This window comes from Desulfosporosinus sp. SYSU MS00001, from assembly GCF_049943955.1.
Taxonomy (GTDB): Bacteria; Bacillota; Desulfitobacteriia; order Desulfitobacteriales; family Desulfitobacteriaceae; genus Desulfosporosinus.
In genome coordinates, this window is sequence record NZ_JBNFTW010000015.1 from 52,553 (window position 1) to 70,111 (window position 17,559).

The window sequence follows — 17,559 nt, forward strand, 5'->3', positions numbered from 1 at the left end:
CAAATGGATCACGCCAAGTGCAAAAAAGAGAGCCAAGCCCGATGCGGACTTGACCCATTTGAGATTTTACTTAAATATTGGTCCTCTGAGACAATAGAAATTAGGCTTTCTTGGGCCAAACAATCTTATCGTCTTTATAAAGAGGGCTGAATTCAATATTTCTCAATCTATTTAGCTCAAATTGAAATGTTGTCCATATTTCTTCACAGAATATGGTATCAAATATCTCATAATCCTCATATTCAAGATCAGTATACCCGTTATTTTTGAGTAGCATTTCAATTTCTGTCTTTGTTTTATTAATTACTTTTTGGTTAAAAAAGGAGACTTCAGGGTTATGAACTTCTATTGAGTACAATTTTTCATTTTTCCTTTTATCAAACTTTGTCTTTATTAATTGATCATAGAAGTAATAAACAACCCCGTCAATTTTTTCTGTTTCAAGGATTTTATCAGGTTCCCCTAAAATATTCCTAACTTCTTCATATGACATTCCAAAAATTAATTGGTCTAAACCAATCCCAGTTTTAATCTCCACACAGTCTACCTCCAATGGGTTTCACCTTTTGCTTTTCCCTTTGCAGTTCTTTCGATATTTTTTATTTTCTGCCTTATTTTATCGGCTTCTCTTCCTGTAGCTGTTTTGAGTTGTTCCTCTAAAATCTGTATTTGTTTCTGTGCTTTATCGAGTGCCCTTCCTCCGTCTCCATGCCGTTCACTCTTGCTTGAATCTTTAGCAAAAAACCAATCATACGCGGCGTATCCTATAGTTCCACCTAATAACACCCAACCAACAGGATTCCAAAAGTCGGCTTCACCTATTATCCATGCCCCAGCTAGAACTTCGGCCATTTTCCCATCTGGATCTATCTTATTTACTGGGTCTCCTTCACTGTAGGCATAAAGATTAAGGTTTTTTGAGTTTGAGTAATCTAAAGTAGTATTCGTATCTTTCGTTAAAAACCTACAAATTCCTGCTGCATAATAGCGAGACTGCAGGAAGTACAACCCTGTCTCCGAATCAAACCGATAGCCCCGATACGTGTAAGCATTATTAAACCCAGAGTCGTTGTTAATGTCAATCGAATTTCCACTGCCATCCTTGACACTAATAATATTGCCATACGGATCATAAACATACTGCCTGTAAAGAGAACCGTCGGCTTTTGTTACAGCTATTACATCTCCTTGAGCGTCGTAATGGTAGTAATAATAGTTATTGGTTCCGTTTTGGTTCAGGCGTACACCTAGAAGCTGACCGTCAGAAGACCTCAGATAGAGGGCAGTGATCGTTGAACCAACCGTCTCATACATGAGTTGGCCTTGGAAGTAGTGATAAAGCGTCGTCGTCCCGTCAGCCGTTTTGCTCAGCCGGTTACCATCGGCATCATAGGTGTAGCTGGCAATAACATTTCCGCTGGAGTCCTTAACGGTCGTTAAGCGATTCTCAGCATCATAACTGTATTGGTAGTTAGTTCCGTACATTGCGGCACTGGTAAGATTTCCGTTCGCATCATAGCTGAAACCAGAATTTGTTATCCGGTTGTCCGCATCGTAGGTGAAGGTCTTAGTTCCCAGACCCGGTAAGCTCATGCTGGTAATGTTACCGGCAGGATCATATTGGTACAAAAACGTAGTTCCGTCAATCACTGCCTTCGTTAGGAAAAGTGCGTAATTAAATAGTCTTAATATACAAGAGGATAGTTGGATTCCCCTGAAAGAAGCCTTTAACTGGAATTCCTGCGGCTGTGTCGAGACAAATTTGGGAGGGGCGCCTGCGCCAGTACACAGCCTTGGCTGATAGTAATCTGGGGAGCATCGACGCGTTTACTCTTCTGGACGAAAAAAACTGGAAGTGAGGTGATTATGTCTTTGTGCGAACAAGAAATACACTGAACTTTAAGACCTATGACGAGTTTTTGACTGCGGTCAAGAAGAAGATTAACTGTGTGATCTGAGTCGTGGTGAAAAGGAATCTATGTGATTTGATGAAATCGTTATGCATCGTCCTGTTCCGGCTCTCTCCTTGACCTTTTAGAAATGTATCGAGAAGGCAAAGATTATGTCTGGGGCGGATCTGAATATAATGTCGGCAATGGCATCATTTGATTGTAGTCGATTTAATCAACAGGTTGGCGGTATCGTCTTTGAAACAAAACAAGTGACAATGGAACAGCTCCTAGCTGCTCTTGATACTGACTTTTAAGGAGATGAGGATATTCGAAAACTTTGCTTAGACTCGCCAATTATGGTAACGATGATCCGAGGATTGACGGATTGACGATATTGTGGAAAAGATCTCAGTGAAGCCTTGCAGGAAGAGATTATTGCCCGAACGGAGCATACAGCTTTCTAAATTAATCGTTACTTAAGAACTTGAGCAACTGAATAACACTACAGATTTAATAAGGAACGCTCTCCCTGTATACTAGCAATGATACCAGGAGAGCGTTCTTTGAATTGTTTTCTCCAGTTATAGGATAGCTGGAATAAATGTACACGAGCTTAATACCATGTTGTTGTTTTGTTGTAGGAGGCCGCGAATTTTCATATTGCAGGGAATTCGAGCATCTATTAATAAATAAGACAATGAACTAAACGGAATTATTTGCGCTCTAATTATTCTGAGCATGCAGATGCCTCACGGTTTTGAATACCTATACTTGTTTAAACGTGAGTATAAAAGACCCCGGCAAAGCCGGGGTCGAAGTATTAATAATTATGAGTGCCTAAAACGACGGGTTTACCATATTTAGCTTCTAGTTTTGCTTTAATTCCGTCAAGATCGATTGGACAGCCGGCAGTACTTTTTGCTTTCACAACACAGGTACCAATATGAATGGCATCAATATCGCGATCTAAATAATCTGACATTTCCATAACTAAACCGACTTTAGGCATCACTAGGCCGGGACAATCACCGCAGCTGCTGTTGCCCACAATCTGAACCGAGTCATATTTGGCAAATTCCCCCTCCTTTAGCTGAGCAGCTTTAAAGCATTTTAAACAAGCAACACAACTAATATCACGAATTTTTGCACATGAAACAATTAAGATATTAGCCATTGATCTAATTCCCCCTTCCAAATAATAAGTAAGTATTCGGTAATAGGTCCAATTATCCTTTATTTGCTTAAATTGTAATTTGTAATGTAACCATAATTGAAGCTCTATGAAATAGACAATCCTCAGGAAATGTTAAACAATATTGTTCAAAGTGTTTAAACACTTTGAACAATATTAAACAGAATAAAACTAGTTAAGGGTGTTATACATCAAACATTCGGGGCCTTTGCACTAACTCCCTATGATCCTAAATCCCTCAGGCAGCGGGTCCTTGGGATCAAGCACTAATTGATTAAACCCGGTGATTTGTGCTGTTCCTGATACCTCTGTAAGAACGGCAGGGTAGTCTCCAACCTTTGTTTCTTCCACAAACTTTCCTGCAAAGGGAGTGTCAATAATGCTGTAATTGAACAGGGTATCGTCCTTTTTCATTTCACCTTTATGATAGTGCAGAGCCACTCTCCCGCCTGTTCCGGTTCCTGTAGGAGAACGGTCCACTTGCCCTTCGGCAAAAATACAAACATTTCGGGTCCTAAGTGTGCTGCCTTCTCGGACAGGCCTTTCGTAGAAAATCGTTCCATATAGCCAATTGACCCTGGATGAGGGATGATTAAATTCCATAACTGACATTACTTTATGTTTAATTTCCATGCCGATGGAGACAAGTTTTTCGGTGTTTTCCGGGGTAATTGTCAGGCTTATTTGTTTGGAATCCAAATAGACATAAAATGCTCCGCAATAAACGACATCACCTGTAACCTCCCCGATCCCCTCGACGTTGACAGGGATGTTTTCTTGATAGACAAAACATGGAACATTCTGGAATCTAACTCGTTCAACGTCCCCATTTTTGATATCGGCAAAGGCTGTAATTCTTCCGGCCGGTGAGTCAATTTTAACGATTGTTTCCCCTTCATAAGCAACAATCATCCCGGTTTCAATAGCAACCTTGGTTACCCCAATAATACCATGTCCGCACATGGAGCTTAATCCTTCATTGTGGGTGAATAAGACCCCGAAATCTCCATCCTCTGTAACGGCAGGCACAAGAATGCAGCCGTACATTCCGCTGTGTCCCCGGGGTTCTAGCATAATCATTTTTCTTAAGTGGTCATAGTTTTCCAGCAGATACTGCCTTTTTTCCAGCATCGTCTTGCCAGGAATTGGTGGAAAGCCGGAGGTAACAATCCTAAGAGGCTCGCCTGCCGTATGGGCATCTATACAATGTATGTAGTGTTTGAAATTCATCATAGGTTTCAATTCCTTTCAGTGGCCCAAATTAGGGATTAGTTACGTTGTTATTCTTCTTCAAACTTAAAGTTTAGTCCAATCCCCTGATTTAAAGCTTTCTGGTAGATCTCATGAGCTGTAACAATATCTAATACTGCCATTCCCACAGTTTTAAAAAGTGTAATTTCTTCGGCGGTTTCCCGCCCGGAAAGTTGGCCTGAAATAGCTTGGCCGATTTCGCCTGTAAACTTATCACTGCTGATGGTGCCGTTTTCTAAAGGTATAATAAAATCTCCTGCTTCAGCGAGGACAGCTTCCTGAGAATCAAAGAAAATCTTGGCGGCTTTCTGAAGGATAACTTCGTCGAGTTCCTGCATTGTTGGCAGATAGGAACCAACACCGTTGATATGGGCGCCGGCTTTTATTAGCTGCCCCTGGAAAACGGGCTGACAGGAAGTGGTGACGGCAGTGATGATATCAGCACCGGTTACCGCTTCTTCAGAGGTTTCTACAGGGCGAAGAAGTGTTCCAAAGTTCACTAACCGTTGCCGCATTTGTTCGCTGAAAGACCGGGCATGTTCAAAGTTACGGCTAAAAATCCGGACCTCTTTAAGATTTCTTACGGTTAACATGGCTTCAAGTTGAGTACTGGCTTGGCCTCCTGTTCCAATCAGCGCTCCTATTTGAGCATCCGGGCGGGCTAATAGGTCGGTAGCTGCTCCGGCAGCGGCTCCGGTGCGAAGCTGGGTAAGATAGGTTCCGTCCAGGATACAGCATACTTCGCCGCTTGCTCCATCAATTAAGACCATTGTTGCCGGGACCGAAGGCTTACCCTTTTCCTGATTGCGGGGGAACACAGAAACGACTTTAACTCCCAAGCTGTCGAGTTCCTGGACGTAGCCTGGCATAAAAAGAGTCTGGCCATCATAATCAGGTGCCTTGATATTTACCCTTAAGGGAACGATGCTTCTGCCTTCTGAATAAATTCGAAATGCCTTTTTATTTGCTTCCACTGCATTATGCATCGTGAAGATTTGTTGGATATCTCTTTTGTTCAGTAGTATCATATCACACCTCCGATTCTTTGAGATTATTGTACTACAACATTGAGCTTGGATAAATTGTTTAACATCTGATTTATCATACTTGCTATTTTCGGACCGTAAAAGTTTCTTTTCGTATCGAATTAGAGATATGGATTTAGAGTTGGTTTATATATTAATTTGGTTTCTGCATCAATAATGAAGAAATTATAGGCAACAGAGTTAGGTATGGTTAAGGTCTTTCCAAAAATGATTTCAATAGAGGGTTTGAAAAAGATTTTCCCTGAATATATGAAAGTTCAGTATTTGGCACAGAAATTGCAATTTAGATACAAGTTCGATTAAAGTTCGTGGATAAGGAACTGAGGAGAGTGACATCTGTGCGAATTAATGAGCATCCAATTCTGGATTTCCAGCGAGGAGAAGAGATAACCTTTTTCTTCGACGGCCAGGAAATTAAAGGTTATGAAGGAGAGACCATAGCCGCTGCCCTCCATGCAGCAGGGGTTAGGGTCTTAGGTCATAGTCCGGAAAAGCATAGGCCCAGGGGCCTTTTCTGTGCCATCGGCAATTGTTCATCCTGCCTTATGATTGTTGATGGGGAACCGAATGTCAGGATTTGTGTGGAAAAGGTTAAACCGGGCATGCAGGTAGAGACGCAGCAAGGGAAGGGGTGTCTGCGTTGAAAGAGATAGAAGTTCTCATTATTGGCGGCGGACCTGCCGGATTATGTGCTGCTGCAGCGGCTGCTGATTTGGGGGCCGGAGTTCTCATCATTGAGAGAGATGACAAACTCGGCGGCCAATTAGTTAAACAAACCCATAAGTTTTTTGGCTCCCGCAAACAGTATGCTGGAGAGCGGGGCTATCAGATTGGAAATTTGCTGATTGAGCAGTGTTCCACTAAGGCAAAGGTTGAAGTTTGGTCAGGAACTACTGCTTTAGGAATTTATGAGGATGGTGTGGTTACCGCGGAAAAGGACGGTCAACACCTAAAAATAAAGCCGCAAAAAATCATCATTGCCACGGGCGCTTCCGAGAAAATGATAACCTTCCCCAATAACGATATGCCGGGGATTTACGGAGCCGGGGCAGTTCAAACCCTTATGAATGTCCATGGTATTGTCCCGGGACAACGCGTTCTTATGATCGGTGCCGGAAATATCGGACTTATTGTTTCTTATCAATTGCTGCAAGCAGGAGTCGATGTTGCCGCTATCATCGAGGCTGCACCAACTATTGGCGGATATTTAGTTCACGCTTCGAAGATCCGGCGCGCCGGTGTTCCAATTCTGACCTCCCATACCATTAAGGAAGCCTACGGAGGGGAAAGTGTTGAAGGCGCAATCATCTGTCAATTGGATGAGAATTGGCACCCTATTCCAGGGAGCGAACAAGACTTGAAAGTCGATGTAATTTGTCTGGCTGTCGGTTTGAGTCCCTTAACAGAACTTTGTTACCAAGCAGACTGTCAGATGCACTATGTTCCGGAACTTTCCGGACACGTGCCCCTGAGAAATGACTATTTGGAAACCACCTGTCCCGGTCTCTATGTAGCCGGGGATGTCAGCGGGGTTGAAGAAGCCAGCTCTGCTATGGTGGAAGGGCGCTTGGCTGGAATAAGCGCCGCCTATAGCTTAGGTTACGGCAAGGAAAAAGCTCCGAAACTTCAAGCTGAGGCTTTGGCAGAATTAAGTGAATTGCGGGCGGGACCGGCAGGCCAAAAGACAATGCAAGGACTAAAAAAACTAATGGAAAAGGGGGGAGCAGGATGTTAACTAAAACTGGAATTCCCACGACTGATGATGTGAAGACTGTCACCCCATCTCAGGAGCGCTTGAAGAAAGGGCCGGTTGCCATTATCGAATGCTTTCAAAAGATTCCCTGCAATCCCTGTACGGAAGCCTGTAAGCAGGGTGCCATCCTGCCGATGCAGGATATTAACGACTTGCCTAAGATGGACTTCGACAAATGCAATGGCTGTGGAGTCTGCCTCAGTCGCTGTCCGGGACTAGCCATTTTTGTGGTTGATGGTTCCTATAGTGCGGAGGAAGCTATGGTGAGAATTCCCTATGAATATTTCCCGGTCCCTCAGGTTGAGGAGGAAGTCGTGGGGGTTGACCGGGCCGGAAAAGAACTGGGTACCTTTAAAGTGAAAAAGATTCAGTCCGGCGGCCCGAAAAATAAAACCTATACAGTGTGGTTGGCCGTGCCCCTGGAACTGGCCATGGAAGTGCGCAGTATTCGCTTAGGAGGGGTTAGGCATGCTGGATAAGGAGACCATTGTCTGTCGTTGCGAAGATATTACTTTAGAGGAAATACAAGATCTGATTAAACAAGGCTACCGGACTATTGATGAGATTAAGCGGGTCCTCCGAGCCGGAATGGGACCTTGTCAGGGACGGACTTGCCGGATGTTAATTGCTCAAGAACTGGCTAAGGCCTATGGGATTCCTGTTTCAGAAGTCCTGATGCCAACCTTTCGGCCGACAGTCAAACCAGTGAAACTGGGAACCTTTGCGGGGGGTGAATCACTTGCAGAAAACAGCTAACGTTGTCATCATTGGCGGCGGAATTACAGGCTGCGCCTTGGCTTATGAAATGGCCCTGCGGGGTGTCAAAGATATTGTCGTCATTGAAAAGCAATACCTTGCTTCGGGAGCAACAGGACGCTGCGGCGCCGGGGTACGACAGCAATGGGGGACAGAAACTAATGCTATCCTTGCCCGGGACAGTGTAAAACGCTTCGAAGGTATGAATGAAGAACTTGATTATGACTTGGATATTGAATTTAAACAGGGCGGCTATTTGATGGTTGCCTATACTGAAAGTGAATGGGAACAGTACAAAAAAAATGTGGCTGTCCAGCATAGCCTGGGGATTCCCACCAAAATGATTACGTCTGAAGAAGCCCAGGAAATTGTACCTCATTTGAATATCAACGGTTTGATCGGTGCGACGTTCTGTCAATCAGACGGCCATGCTAATCCATTTCATGTGGTCGACGCCTACTATAAAGCAGGGCGGCGGCTCGGAGTCAACTATGAAACCTATACGACGGTTACTGGCATTAAACGGGAAAAAGGCAAAGTCACCGCAGTTCAGACGACCAAAGGGGATATTAGCACTTCCATCGTAATTAATGCCTGCGGTTTTGCCGCAGGTACAATCTGTAAGATGGTCGGTTTTGAGCTTCCGCTTTATCCTCAGCGGCACCAAGCACTGGTAACCGAAGCTGTCGAACCTTGTCAAGGTCCTATGGTTATTTCCTTACATCATCGTCTGTACTGTCAGCAGACGCCTCACGGCAGTTTTATTATGGGCGTGGGCGATCCCAATGAACCTAAAGATTTTGATATTCATTCCAGTTGGGAGTTCCTCGAGGATGTTGCCCGCCAAGCCATCACTGTCTTACCTCTTTTAAAGAATCTCCGTGTCGTCCGTCAATGGTCGGGGCTTTATGATATGAGCCCGGATGCTAATCCGATTTTCGCTGAAATTCCTGATGCCCAAGGAATGTGGGTAGCAGCAGGGTTCAGCGGCCATGGCTTCATGGTCGGTCCTCAGACAGCCGTTCTTTTAGCGCAGAAAATTCTCGGTCAGGAGTGTTTTATGCCCATTGAAAAATTTGGTTTAGACCGTTTCCGCCGGGGAGAGTTATTGCTGGAGCCTGCTGTCGTTTGAGGCAGCCAGGAGGATATAGTGCGATCCTCAAACAAGTGAACTTGTTCAGCTAAAGCTGAAATCGGAGCTTCCGATCCAATAATGTCCAGTGGACATTATTGCCGAGCCGCCTTTCCCAATAAGAATACTTAGCGGCAAAGAGGGACTCTACCCCAGCTGAAGTTAATGAAGGACCCACCCCCACTTATAGAAGTGGGGGCCTTAAAAACTGGATAAATTTAAGACTTAAATAATTAATAACGAGGAGGAAAATCCAAATGAATAATGCTTATTTCGAGCTCAAATTTCCTGAAAATGAACCCGTAAAAGGGTATATGCCGGGGTCCCCGGAACGTGATGCTTTAAAGGCAGAGCTTGACCGTCAATTGGCAAACCCTGTTGAGGTGCCGATAATCATTGGCGGCAAGGAAATACGGACCGGAAATAAAGCCCCAATGATCTGCCCTCATGATCACCAAAAAGTCCTCGGTGAGTACCATGTTGCTGGAGAAAAAGAACTGCTTTTGGCTATTGAAGCTGCAGAGGCCGCGAGAGAAGAATGGGAAAATATGCCCTGGGAGCACAGAGCAACGATTTTCTTAAAAGCAGCGGATCTCTTAACAGGAAAATATCGGGCTAAAGTGGCTGCTTCTTGCATGCTTGGCCAAAGTAAGAACCCCTTCCAAGCGGAAATTGATGCGATTTGTGAACTGGCAGATTTCCTGCGTTTTAATACTTACTACGCTCAAGAAATTTACAAGCAGCAGCCAATGAATACCCCCGGTGTCTGGAATCGCGTCGAATATCGCGCCCTGGATGGGTTTGTAGCGGCAATTACACCCTTTAACTTTACCTCAATTGGCGGCAATCTCTCGACAGCACCGGCAATCGTTGGCAACACCGTCTTATGGAAACCGTCGTCAACGGCTGTCCTTTCCAACTATTATTTCATGCAAATCCTTATAGAAGCCGGTTTACCCGCCGGGGTTATCAATTTTGTGCCTTGCAGGGGTACTGACTTTGGCAGAGTGGTGGTAAACCATCCTAAGATGGCGGGTTTCCACTTTACCGGTTCTACCGCAGTATTCAACGGAATTTGGAACCAAGTTGGCAGTAATATCGCTAAGTATGTTTCATATCCTCGTCTTGTCGGCGAAACGGGCGGCAAAGACTTTATCTTTGCCCATGAATCGGCAGATATCGAAGCCCTCACCTGTGCAATGGTTCTTGGGGCTAATGAATATCAAGGGCAAAAATGCTCGGCGGCCTCTCGCGCTTACATTCCGGAAAGCCTTTGGAGTGAATTAAAAGGGCGTCTTGAAGAGGAAATCGGCAAGATTAAGATGGGTGACGTCCGCGACTTTACCAATCTCATGAATGCTGTCATTGATCATAATTCCTTCTTAAATATTAAAAACTATCTTGATTATGCCAGAGAATCTCAGGATGCAGAGATCATCATCGGCGGCGGCTGCGATGACAGCGTTGGTTACTTTGTCGAGCCGACGGTCATTTTAGCCAAGACTCCCAACTTTAAGACGATGGTGGAAGAAATCTTTGGACCGGTTATGACCGTTTATGTCTATCCCAATGACAAATTGGAAGAAACCCTGAAAGCCTGCGATACGGCAACGATCTATGGTTTGACGGGCGCTGTTTTTGCTCAGGACAGAGCTGCGGTTATCAAGATCGCCAAAGACTTGGATCATGCGGCCGGAAATTTCTATATTAATGATAAGCCGACCGGTGCCGTTGTCGGACAACAGCCCTTCGGTGGAAGCCGAGCCTCAGGTACCAATGATAAAGCAGGCAGTGCCATTAACTTATATCGCTGGATAAGCCAACGGGCTATCAAAGAAGCGATGGTTCCCCGTACTGTTGTTAATTATCCATATATGACGGAGAAATAAGCTTTCACATTCCAAGGGAAACGCTTCTAAGAAAAAAATCCGCTTTGCAATTTTGTATGGCGGATTTTTTTAGTGAAGTTAGGGTGTCAGATGGTGCTTTAATTCTTAAAGCTACAAATTGTTAAGTCAATTCTCTGGTTTCAGTTTGGCTATCATAATATTATAATGTTCTAATTATTAACGGGTTCCGTGGAGAGGTGCAAAATTACAATATAATGCGAAAAAGAGACCAATAAAAAATTTTGGTCACTTCTTTTTGGGCATCAAAATAAAGTTAGCCATCTTCTTAGAAGATGGCTATCAATAATTCTAGTGACTTTAAGCTTGTGCGAGTCTATTCCGTTCGGATTTACTAGTGATTAGAAAGATAAAATATCCAAAAATACTTGTAAGGATTAGGAGTATTGCCCAACCAGTGTTTAATTTACCCTGTCTAAAGACGTTTGCGATGGACCAGATTATCCAGAGAATCCAGCTTACTACAAAGAAGAGAATAGAAATACCCAGGTAAATGCTGCTGTTATTCCAATTTGCAGTTGTTTTCACTCCGGTTTCAAACATATATTTGGTGTTGTTATAGGTAACGACGGTACCAAAGCGATTATTTAAGAATTTATTGTCTACATTTTCCGGATAACTATATTTAAGATCTCCAGCAAATAAATCTCGACTTTTTACTAAGAGATTGTTGGGATCATCTTTTTCCATGCCAAAGTCTTGAGGCAATTCCTTAATTGCAACATAAGTTAAATAATTGTTGCTATCATCCTTAAATACGCCCTTTAAGACCTTATCCGCGCCAGCAATACCTTTATTCATGAATGCCTTTTCAACTGAGATAATTTGTTCGTTCATGGCATTGTACCTTTCTTTAAATACCGATTCCTTATAGAAGAAGGTTATGAGCAGGATAATGCAAACAACTAAGAATACCAATGAAACCTTTAAGATGTTTTTATTAAACTTGTTTTGAAACCTTAAAACTTGACTTAACTCATTTCTGATTTGAAACTCTTCACCAAATCTATCAATAGCTACCTTGGCACTTTCCTCTTCTGTCAATCCACTTTCTTGTAATTCCTTGATAGAGCTTTCAAGATGATTTCTCATCTCTAGTTTCAAATCGTTAGATTCTTGGGATTTATCGCTATCCCTAAATACTGAATCCAAATAACTATCAATTTTTGTCATCTTTTCTACCCTCCAAAAAATTATCTACAATAGTCTTGAAGAATTTCCATTCATTCTTACTGTTTTCAAGATACCTTGTGCCTTCCTCTGTAATATGATGATACCTTCGCCTTCCACCGCCACTTAAAGAATCATCCCAATACGACTCCACTAAGCCATTGTTCTCAAGCCTCTTTAAGACGACATACATTGTACCTTCTTTAATTTCAAAAGTTTCTTGACTAATACTTCGTATTTTCTTAGCAATGTCATAACCATATAAGTCTTCTTCCGTAATCAGGCTTAAAATGATACTTTCGAGATAACCTTTTAACATTTCCTTATTGATTTCCAATTTTTTCACCTCTAAATATAGAATACCATAAACTACTCTATTGTGTATAGTAGTTTATGGTATAAATTAATTGTAAAAAAGGGCGATAGCCATCAAAACATTTGTGAGTTTCTGCGAGAAATTAGTTTTTGTACCCCTGAACGGAACCCGTTATTTAATTATGGTTGGTATCATTTTATTTTACGGTCGTTTCAGTATTACCTATATTTCAAAGGTGTCCAACGGTCGCTATCCCTGTCTTTTTTGCGCAGACAATTGATGGGAAGATAATTTACGAAGATAAGATGAAGTCGGAGTAATGAAATGAGCGATGATAACTGGTATAATATTGCTTGAGATCTTATCCGCTCGATACTTGGTACTTGTACAGAGACAATTTTGGGGTTAATTGAGTCTTTTAACAGCTATTAGCAATATGATATTGAATGAGATAATTACTCAGACAGTAGGAAATGCTTGAAGCTAAAATGAAAACGAAATAGACGACAGTAAGTCGTCTATTTCACTATAAAAATTCTAGGAGAGTTATAGTAAGTAGCATGAAAAGAATTAATGAAATTTTTAGTGACTATGAAGCAGAAGGCAACATAAATACTGCAGTTGTTGAAGCTGTTGTTTTAAACAAAAACTCAAAAATCCTGGAAATGAAACTTTGCTCCGATAAATATATTGACATTCGAGAGATTGAAGGGATTAATAAGTTTATCAAAAACAGATTGGCTTTAAATGATTCCATCATCACCATTGAGTATACGGAGGGAGCGGACAGAAAGCCTTTAGAAGAAGAACTTAAAAATATTGTCTTGTCGTTGGCGGGCAAAAATCCGGTCTTAAAATCAGCCCTCAATAATAGCGATTATGAAATAACTCAAAACGCTATCAATTTTAAGTTCAAAATAGGAATATCTTACTTATTAAAGGCTAAAGGCTACGATAGATTAATTCAGGAGGCCGTAAAAAGCCTTTACGGCACTTCCTATCAAATAAATTTCCTTGATGACGTAAGCATTGATGAATCAATGAGAGTGCAAGAAGATGCATATGTTGAGGAAATGCTGCTGCTACAGAAGGAAACCATGGCTGCGCCAAGCAATAACGCACCGGTACTCCCTAAGGAAGGACCGGAGAACAAGCGGGAAATAAAAACCGAGAGCGGCGGAAAAAAAGAAAATTCCTCCTTGATATTAGGAAGAAACGCTAATATCAAGGAGTCGGTTATTAAAATTACTGATATTACGCCGGATGAGGGAAGAATCGCTCTGGAGGGTGAACTGTCCAATATAGAAGCCAAGGAGCTAAGAAGCGGAAAGACATTAATTTCTTTTGATTTGTATGACGGCACAAGTTCCATGACATGTAAAGCCTTCCTTAAACCCGGCGAAGACGGCGAGGTATTATCCAGGCTTAAAAAGTCCAAGGGTGTCCGCTTATTAGGTAATGCCGGTTACAGCAAATTTTCCGGGGAAGTCGAGCTTATTGCCAATACCATCGTTGAAACAGCGGGCAGGAAAAAGGCTAAGCGGCAGGATACGGCTGAGGTAAAGCGGGTCGAACTGCATATGCATACTCAGATGAGTCAAATGGATGCTATGACCAGTGCCACGGATTTAATTAAACGAGCGATGAGCTGGGGCATGAAGTCTATCGCCATTACGGATCATGGAGTAGTCCAGTCCTTTCCCGAGGCGCATAAGCTTGTCGGCAGAGATAATCCTGACATGAAGATTATCTACGGAGTGGAGGCTTATCTGGCACCGGATAAAAGGCCCTCCGTCACTAATCCCAAGGGACAAAGTATTGACACGACTTATTGCGTACTGGATTTGGAAACAACGGGTTTTTCGCCTGTGACAGAAAAAATTACCGAAGTGGGGATCATGAAACTTCAGGCTGGAAAGGTTATCGATCAATTCAGTTGTTTTGTAAATCCTGAAAAGTCTATTCCGGCAAGAGTTGTCGAGGTTACCAACATAACTGATGATATGGTTAGGAATGCGGAAACTATTGAACAGGTCTTTCCGAAGATGCTGGATTTTATTAAGGACAGTGTTTTGGTTGCTCATAATGCAGAATTTGATCTTGGCTTCTTAAAGCACAATGCTAACGTTTTGGGCTATGAGTTCGATTACACCTATTTGGACACCTTGTCCTTGGCTAAGGAGGTTTTCCCTGATTTCAAAACGTATAAATTAGGGAGAATAGCTAAAAATCTGGGTATTAAGGTAGAGGTCGCTCATAGAGCCTTAGATGATGTAGATACTACTGTTAAGGTCTTTATGGCTATGCTGGAAAAGCTCAAGCAAAGGGGAGCGGAAACCCTTGAAGATATAGACCGGTATAGTCACGATGAAGCAGCTACCAGGGAAGCCTATAAGAAGCTTAAAACCTATCACGCCATAATCCTGGCCAAAGACTATGTTGGTTTAAAGAATTTATATAAGCTGGTCTCTTATTCTCATTTGGATTATTTCTACAAAAAACCGCGCATCCTCAAGAGCCTTTATAAACAATACTCCGAAGGTTTAATCCTTGGCAGCGCCTGTAGTGAAGGGGAGCTTTACCAGGCCATTTTGCTGGGGAAATCCGACGAAGAAATTGAAGCTATTGCTGAGGAGTACGATTATTTAGAGATTCAGCCCCTAGGCAATAATGATTATCTCGTAAGAACGGAGCAGGTGCCGGACAAAGACTATTTACAGGCAATTAACAGAAAAATTGTGGCTTTAGGTGAAAAATTAAACAAGCCCGTCGTCGCTACAGGTGATGTTCACTTCATGGACCCTGAAGATGAAATATACCGGCGCATCCTGGAAGCAGGACAGGGCTTTAAAGATGCGGATAATCAGGCACCCTTATTTTTAAAAACCACTGAGGAAATGCTCGAGGAGTTTTCCTATTTAGGAGCGGAAAAGGCCTATGAAGTGGTGGTCACCAACACCAATCTGATTTCTGAGATGTGTCAGCCCATCAGTCCGATTTCACCGGAAAAATGTCCGCCGCATATTGAAGGCTGCGAGCAGACAATCAAGGATATTGCCTTTAGTAAGGCTCATGAACTTTATGGAGATCCTTTGCCGGAGATCGTCCAGATGCGGCTCGACAGGGAACTGGACTCTATTATCAAGAACGGTTTCTCGGTGATGTATATCATCGCGCAAAAGCTGGTGTGGAAATCAAATGAAGACGGCTATCTTGTTGGTTCGAGGGGTTCTGTCGGTTCGTCTGTGGTAGCCTATATGACCGGTATAACCGAGGTCAATGCCCTGCCGGCTCATTACAGGTGTCCTAAGTGCAAGCACTCGGACTTTTCCGATTATGGCTGCAAAATCGGTTTTGACTTGCCGGACAAGGTTTGCCCCGTTTGCGGAGAGCCCTTGGCAAAGGATGGCATAGATATTCCCTTCGAAACCTTCCTGGGTTTTAATGGCGATAAGGAGCCGGATATTGATTTAAACTTCTCCGGTGAATATCAAGCCAAAGCTCATAAATACACGGAGGTTATTTTTGGTAAGGGGACAACGTTTAAGGCTGGAACAATAGGTACGATTGCCGATAAAACGGCTTTTGGTTATGTTAAAAAGTACTATGAGGAAAAGAGTCGTACAGTAAATAAGGCAGAAATTATCAGAATCTCCAAAGGATGTACAGGGATAAAAAGAACGACAGGGCAGCACCCGGGCGGAATTATCGTTGTCCCCAAGGGGAGAGAAATTTTTGAGTTTTGCCCGGTACAGCATCCTGCAGACGATTCGAATTCGGACATCATCACAACCCATTTTGATTACCATTCTATTGACCAGAACCTGCTTAAGCTGGACATTTTGGGCCATGATGATCCGACGGTCATAAGAATGCTTCAAGACATCACCGGTGTCGATCCTCAAAAGATTCCTATGGATGATAAAGAAACCATGTCTATATACTCCTCAACGGACGTTTTAGGGGTAACTCCGGAGCAGATCAATTCTAAGGTGGGAACCTTCGGAATCCCTGAATTTGGCACGAAGTTCGTAAGGGGAATGCTTTTAGATACAAGGCCCACTACCTTTGCAGATTTAATCTGTATATCAGGACTTTCCCATGGCACCGATGTCTGGCTGGGCAATGCCAAAGATTTAATTGATGCAGGAACGGTTACTCTAAGTGAAGCAGTGTGTACCAGAGACGATATTATGACTTACCTTATTAAGAAGGGGCTCCCGCCTAATACGGCCTTTAAAATCATGGAGCTGGTTCGTAAAGGTAAGGCACTCAAGGACCCTGAAAAATGGGCTGAATATGAAGCGTTAATGAGGGAGCACGAAGTGCCGGAGTGGTATATCGATTCCTGCCGCAAAATCAAATACATGTTTCCGAAAGCTCATGCCGCGGCTTATGTTATGATGGCCTTTAGAATTGCCTGGTTTAAAGTGCACATACCAAAGGCTTACTATGCAGCTTACTTTACCATTAGAGCAAAGGCCTTTGACGCTGAATTTATGATCTTTGGCAAAGAAAAGGTTAAGGCAAAAATGAAGGAAATTGAGACGCTGGGCAATCAAGCGACTCCTAAAGACAAGGATATGTACGATGACCTTGAACTAGTTGCGGAAATGTATGAAAGAGGCTTCAATTTCCTGCCCATTGATTTATACAAATCCCATGCCACGAAATTCCTGGTTGAGGAAGAGGGCTTAAGACCGCCCCTCAACAGCATATCCGGGATGGGGACAGTGGCTGCCGAAGGTATTTATAACGCTGTTCAAGAAAAAGTTTTCAACTCAGTTGAGGACCTGAAAAAACGCGCTAAGATTGGCAATGCGGCTATTGATTTGCTCAGAGGATTTGGCTGTTTGCAAGGCCTTCCGGAAAGTGACCAATTAAGTCTTTTTGATGTCATCTGATTAAAAGGACAAACAGCAATACCTATCATTCCTAAAAGAGCCCAAAGGATTCCAATAAAAACAGCCGTTTTTTAGCAATAAAAATGATATGCTCCCCTTGTGGTAGACAGTTTAAAAATAAAACTGTTTATTGCAAGGAGGAGCTTTTTATGTCCCGTAAATCTAAAATACCAGGATCAGAAAAGATAGTAGCTATTGAAAAATATCTTCGTGGTGAGGATTCACTTAATCATTTAGCTA

At 42.8% G+C, this 17,559-nt stretch carries 15 protein-coding genes; 8 read left to right on the forward strand and 7 right to left on the reverse strand.

The window, feature by feature from the left end; genetic code table 11:
• Nucleotides 1-100 precede the first annotated feature (100 nt).
• On the reverse strand, nucleotides 101-538 hold the full coding sequence (locus tag ACPUYX_RS19905; protein WP_426381351.1) for a hypothetical protein: 438 nt from the start codon (nucleotides 536-538) through the stop codon (nucleotides 101-103).
• Between the two features lie 5 nt (nucleotides 539-543).
• The gene (locus ACPUYX_RS19910) at nucleotides 544-1,629 is read right to left on the reverse strand and encodes an RHS repeat domain-containing protein (protein ID WP_426381352.1); all 1,086 of its coding nucleotides are present in this window, start codon (nucleotides 1,627-1,629) and stop codon (nucleotides 544-546) included.
• A 433-nt stretch (nucleotides 1,630-2,062) separates the two neighbouring features.
• Here ACPUYX_RS19910 and ACPUYX_RS19915 point away from each other — a divergent pair, with 433 nt between their 5' ends.
• Nucleotides 2,063-2,206, forward strand: coding sequence for a hypothetical protein (locus tag ACPUYX_RS19915; protein ID WP_426381353.1), 144 nt, complete (start codon nucleotides 2,063-2,065; stop codon nucleotides 2,204-2,206).
• 506 nt (nucleotides 2,207-2,712) lie between these two features.
• Here the strand turns inward: ACPUYX_RS19915 and ACPUYX_RS19920 are convergent.
• The 3 genes from ACPUYX_RS19920 to ACPUYX_RS19930 form a co-directional block, all read right to left on the reverse strand.
• Nucleotides 2,713-3,066, reverse strand: coding sequence for a CGGC domain-containing protein (locus tag ACPUYX_RS19920; RefSeq protein ID WP_426381354.1), 354 nt, complete (start codon nucleotides 3,064-3,066; stop codon nucleotides 2,713-2,715).
• A gap of 231 nt (nucleotides 3,067-3,297) precedes the next feature.
• Nucleotides 3,298-4,317, reverse strand: coding sequence for a proline racemase family protein (locus ACPUYX_RS19925; RefSeq protein WP_426381355.1), 1,020 nt, complete (start codon nucleotides 4,315-4,317; stop codon nucleotides 3,298-3,300).
• A gap of 47 nt (nucleotides 4,318-4,364) precedes the next feature.
• Complete coding sequence (locus ACPUYX_RS19930) at nucleotides 4,365-5,363, reverse strand: ornithine cyclodeaminase family protein (protein WP_426381356.1); 999 nt, start codon at nucleotides 5,361-5,363, stop codon at nucleotides 4,365-4,367.
• A 356-nt stretch (nucleotides 5,364-5,719) separates the two neighbouring features.
• Here ACPUYX_RS19930 and ACPUYX_RS19935 point away from each other — a divergent pair, with 356 nt between their 5' ends.
• From ACPUYX_RS19935 to pruA, 6 genes are all read left to right on the forward strand, one after another.
• Nucleotides 5,720-6,025, forward strand: coding sequence for a (2Fe-2S)-binding protein (locus ACPUYX_RS19935; protein ID WP_426381357.1), 306 nt, complete (start codon nucleotides 5,720-5,722; stop codon nucleotides 6,023-6,025).
• Nucleotides 6,022-7,116, forward strand: coding sequence for an NAD(P)/FAD-dependent oxidoreductase (locus ACPUYX_RS19940; protein WP_426381358.1), 1,095 nt, complete (start codon nucleotides 6,022-6,024; stop codon nucleotides 7,114-7,116). Before ACPUYX_RS19935 ends, ACPUYX_RS19940 begins: the two co-directional genes overlap by 4 nt.
• On the forward strand, nucleotides 7,110-7,613 hold the full coding sequence (locus ACPUYX_RS19945) for a 4Fe-4S binding protein (protein ID WP_426381359.1): 504 nt from the start codon (nucleotides 7,110-7,112) through the stop codon (nucleotides 7,611-7,613). The genes ACPUYX_RS19940 and ACPUYX_RS19945 overlap by 7 nt, the downstream gene beginning before the upstream one ends.
• Nucleotides 7,603-7,890, forward strand: coding sequence for a (2Fe-2S)-binding protein (locus tag ACPUYX_RS19950; protein WP_426381360.1), 288 nt, complete (start codon nucleotides 7,603-7,605; stop codon nucleotides 7,888-7,890). The genes ACPUYX_RS19945 and ACPUYX_RS19950 overlap by 11 nt, the downstream gene beginning before the upstream one ends.
• Nucleotides 7,874-9,022 (forward strand): NAD(P)/FAD-dependent oxidoreductase, encoded by a 1,149-nt coding sequence (locus ACPUYX_RS19955; protein WP_426381361.1) that lies wholly within the window; start codon nucleotides 7,874-7,876, stop codon nucleotides 9,020-9,022. Before ACPUYX_RS19950 ends, ACPUYX_RS19955 begins: the two co-directional genes overlap by 17 nt.
• A 257-nt stretch (nucleotides 9,023-9,279) precedes the next feature.
• Nucleotides 9,280-10,911, forward strand: coding sequence for an L-glutamate gamma-semialdehyde dehydrogenase (gene pruA, locus ACPUYX_RS19960; RefSeq protein WP_426381362.1), 1,632 nt, complete (start codon nucleotides 9,280-9,282; stop codon nucleotides 10,909-10,911).
• 318 nt (nucleotides 10,912-11,229) lie between these two features.
• Here pruA and ACPUYX_RS19965 read toward each other — a convergent pair whose 3' ends face one another.
• Entirely contained in the window at nucleotides 11,230-12,102 is an 873-nt protein-coding gene (locus ACPUYX_RS19965; RefSeq protein ID WP_426381363.1) for a permease prefix domain 1-containing protein, read from the reverse strand.
• Nucleotides 12,089-12,436: a PadR family transcriptional regulator gene (locus ACPUYX_RS19970; protein ID WP_426381364.1), complete on the reverse strand. Its 348-nt coding sequence runs from the start codon at nucleotides 12,434-12,436 to the stop codon at nucleotides 12,089-12,091. The genes ACPUYX_RS19965 and ACPUYX_RS19970 overlap by 14 nt, the downstream gene beginning before the upstream one ends.
• A 539-nt stretch (nucleotides 12,437-12,975) precedes the next feature.
• Here ACPUYX_RS19970 and polC point away from each other — a divergent pair.
• Nucleotides 12,976-17,319, forward strand: coding sequence for a DNA polymerase III subunit alpha (gene polC, locus ACPUYX_RS19975; protein ID WP_426381365.1), 4,344 nt, complete (start codon nucleotides 12,976-12,978; stop codon nucleotides 17,317-17,319).
• Nucleotides 17,320-17,559 lie beyond the last annotated feature (240 nt).

Bases quoted from the DNA above. Each gene is read 5' to 3' on its own strand.
- ACPUYX_RS19925 (WP_426381355.1), bottom strand. From the start codon at position 4,317: ATGATGAATTTCAAACACTACATACATTGTATAGATGCCCATACGGCA.
- ACPUYX_RS19945 (WP_426381359.1), top strand. From the start codon at position 7,110: ATGTTAACTAAAACTGGAATTCCCACGACTGATGATGTGAAGACTGTC.
- ACPUYX_RS19930 (WP_426381356.1), bottom strand. From the start codon at position 5,363: ATGATACTACTGAACAAAAGAGATATCCAACAAATCTTCACGATGCAT.
- ACPUYX_RS19915 (WP_426381353.1), top strand. From the start codon at position 2,063: ATGTCTGGGGCGGATCTGAATATAATGTCGGCAATGGCATCATTTGAT.
- ACPUYX_RS19950 (WP_426381360.1), top strand. From the start codon at position 7,603: ATGCTGGATAAGGAGACCATTGTCTGTCGTTGCGAAGATATTACTTTA.
- pruA (WP_426381362.1), top strand. From the start codon at position 9,280: ATGAATAATGCTTATTTCGAGCTCAAATTTCCTGAAAATGAACCCGTA.
- ACPUYX_RS19920 (WP_426381354.1), bottom strand. From the start codon at position 3,066: ATGGCTAATATCTTAATTGTTTCATGTGCAAAAATTCGTGATATTAGT.
- ACPUYX_RS19965 (WP_426381363.1), bottom strand. From the start codon at position 12,102: ATGACAAAAATTGATAGTTATTTGGATTCAGTATTTAGGGATAGCGAT.
- polC (WP_426381365.1), top strand. From the start codon at position 12,976: ATGAAAAGAATTAATGAAATTTTTAGTGACTATGAAGCAGAAGGCAAC.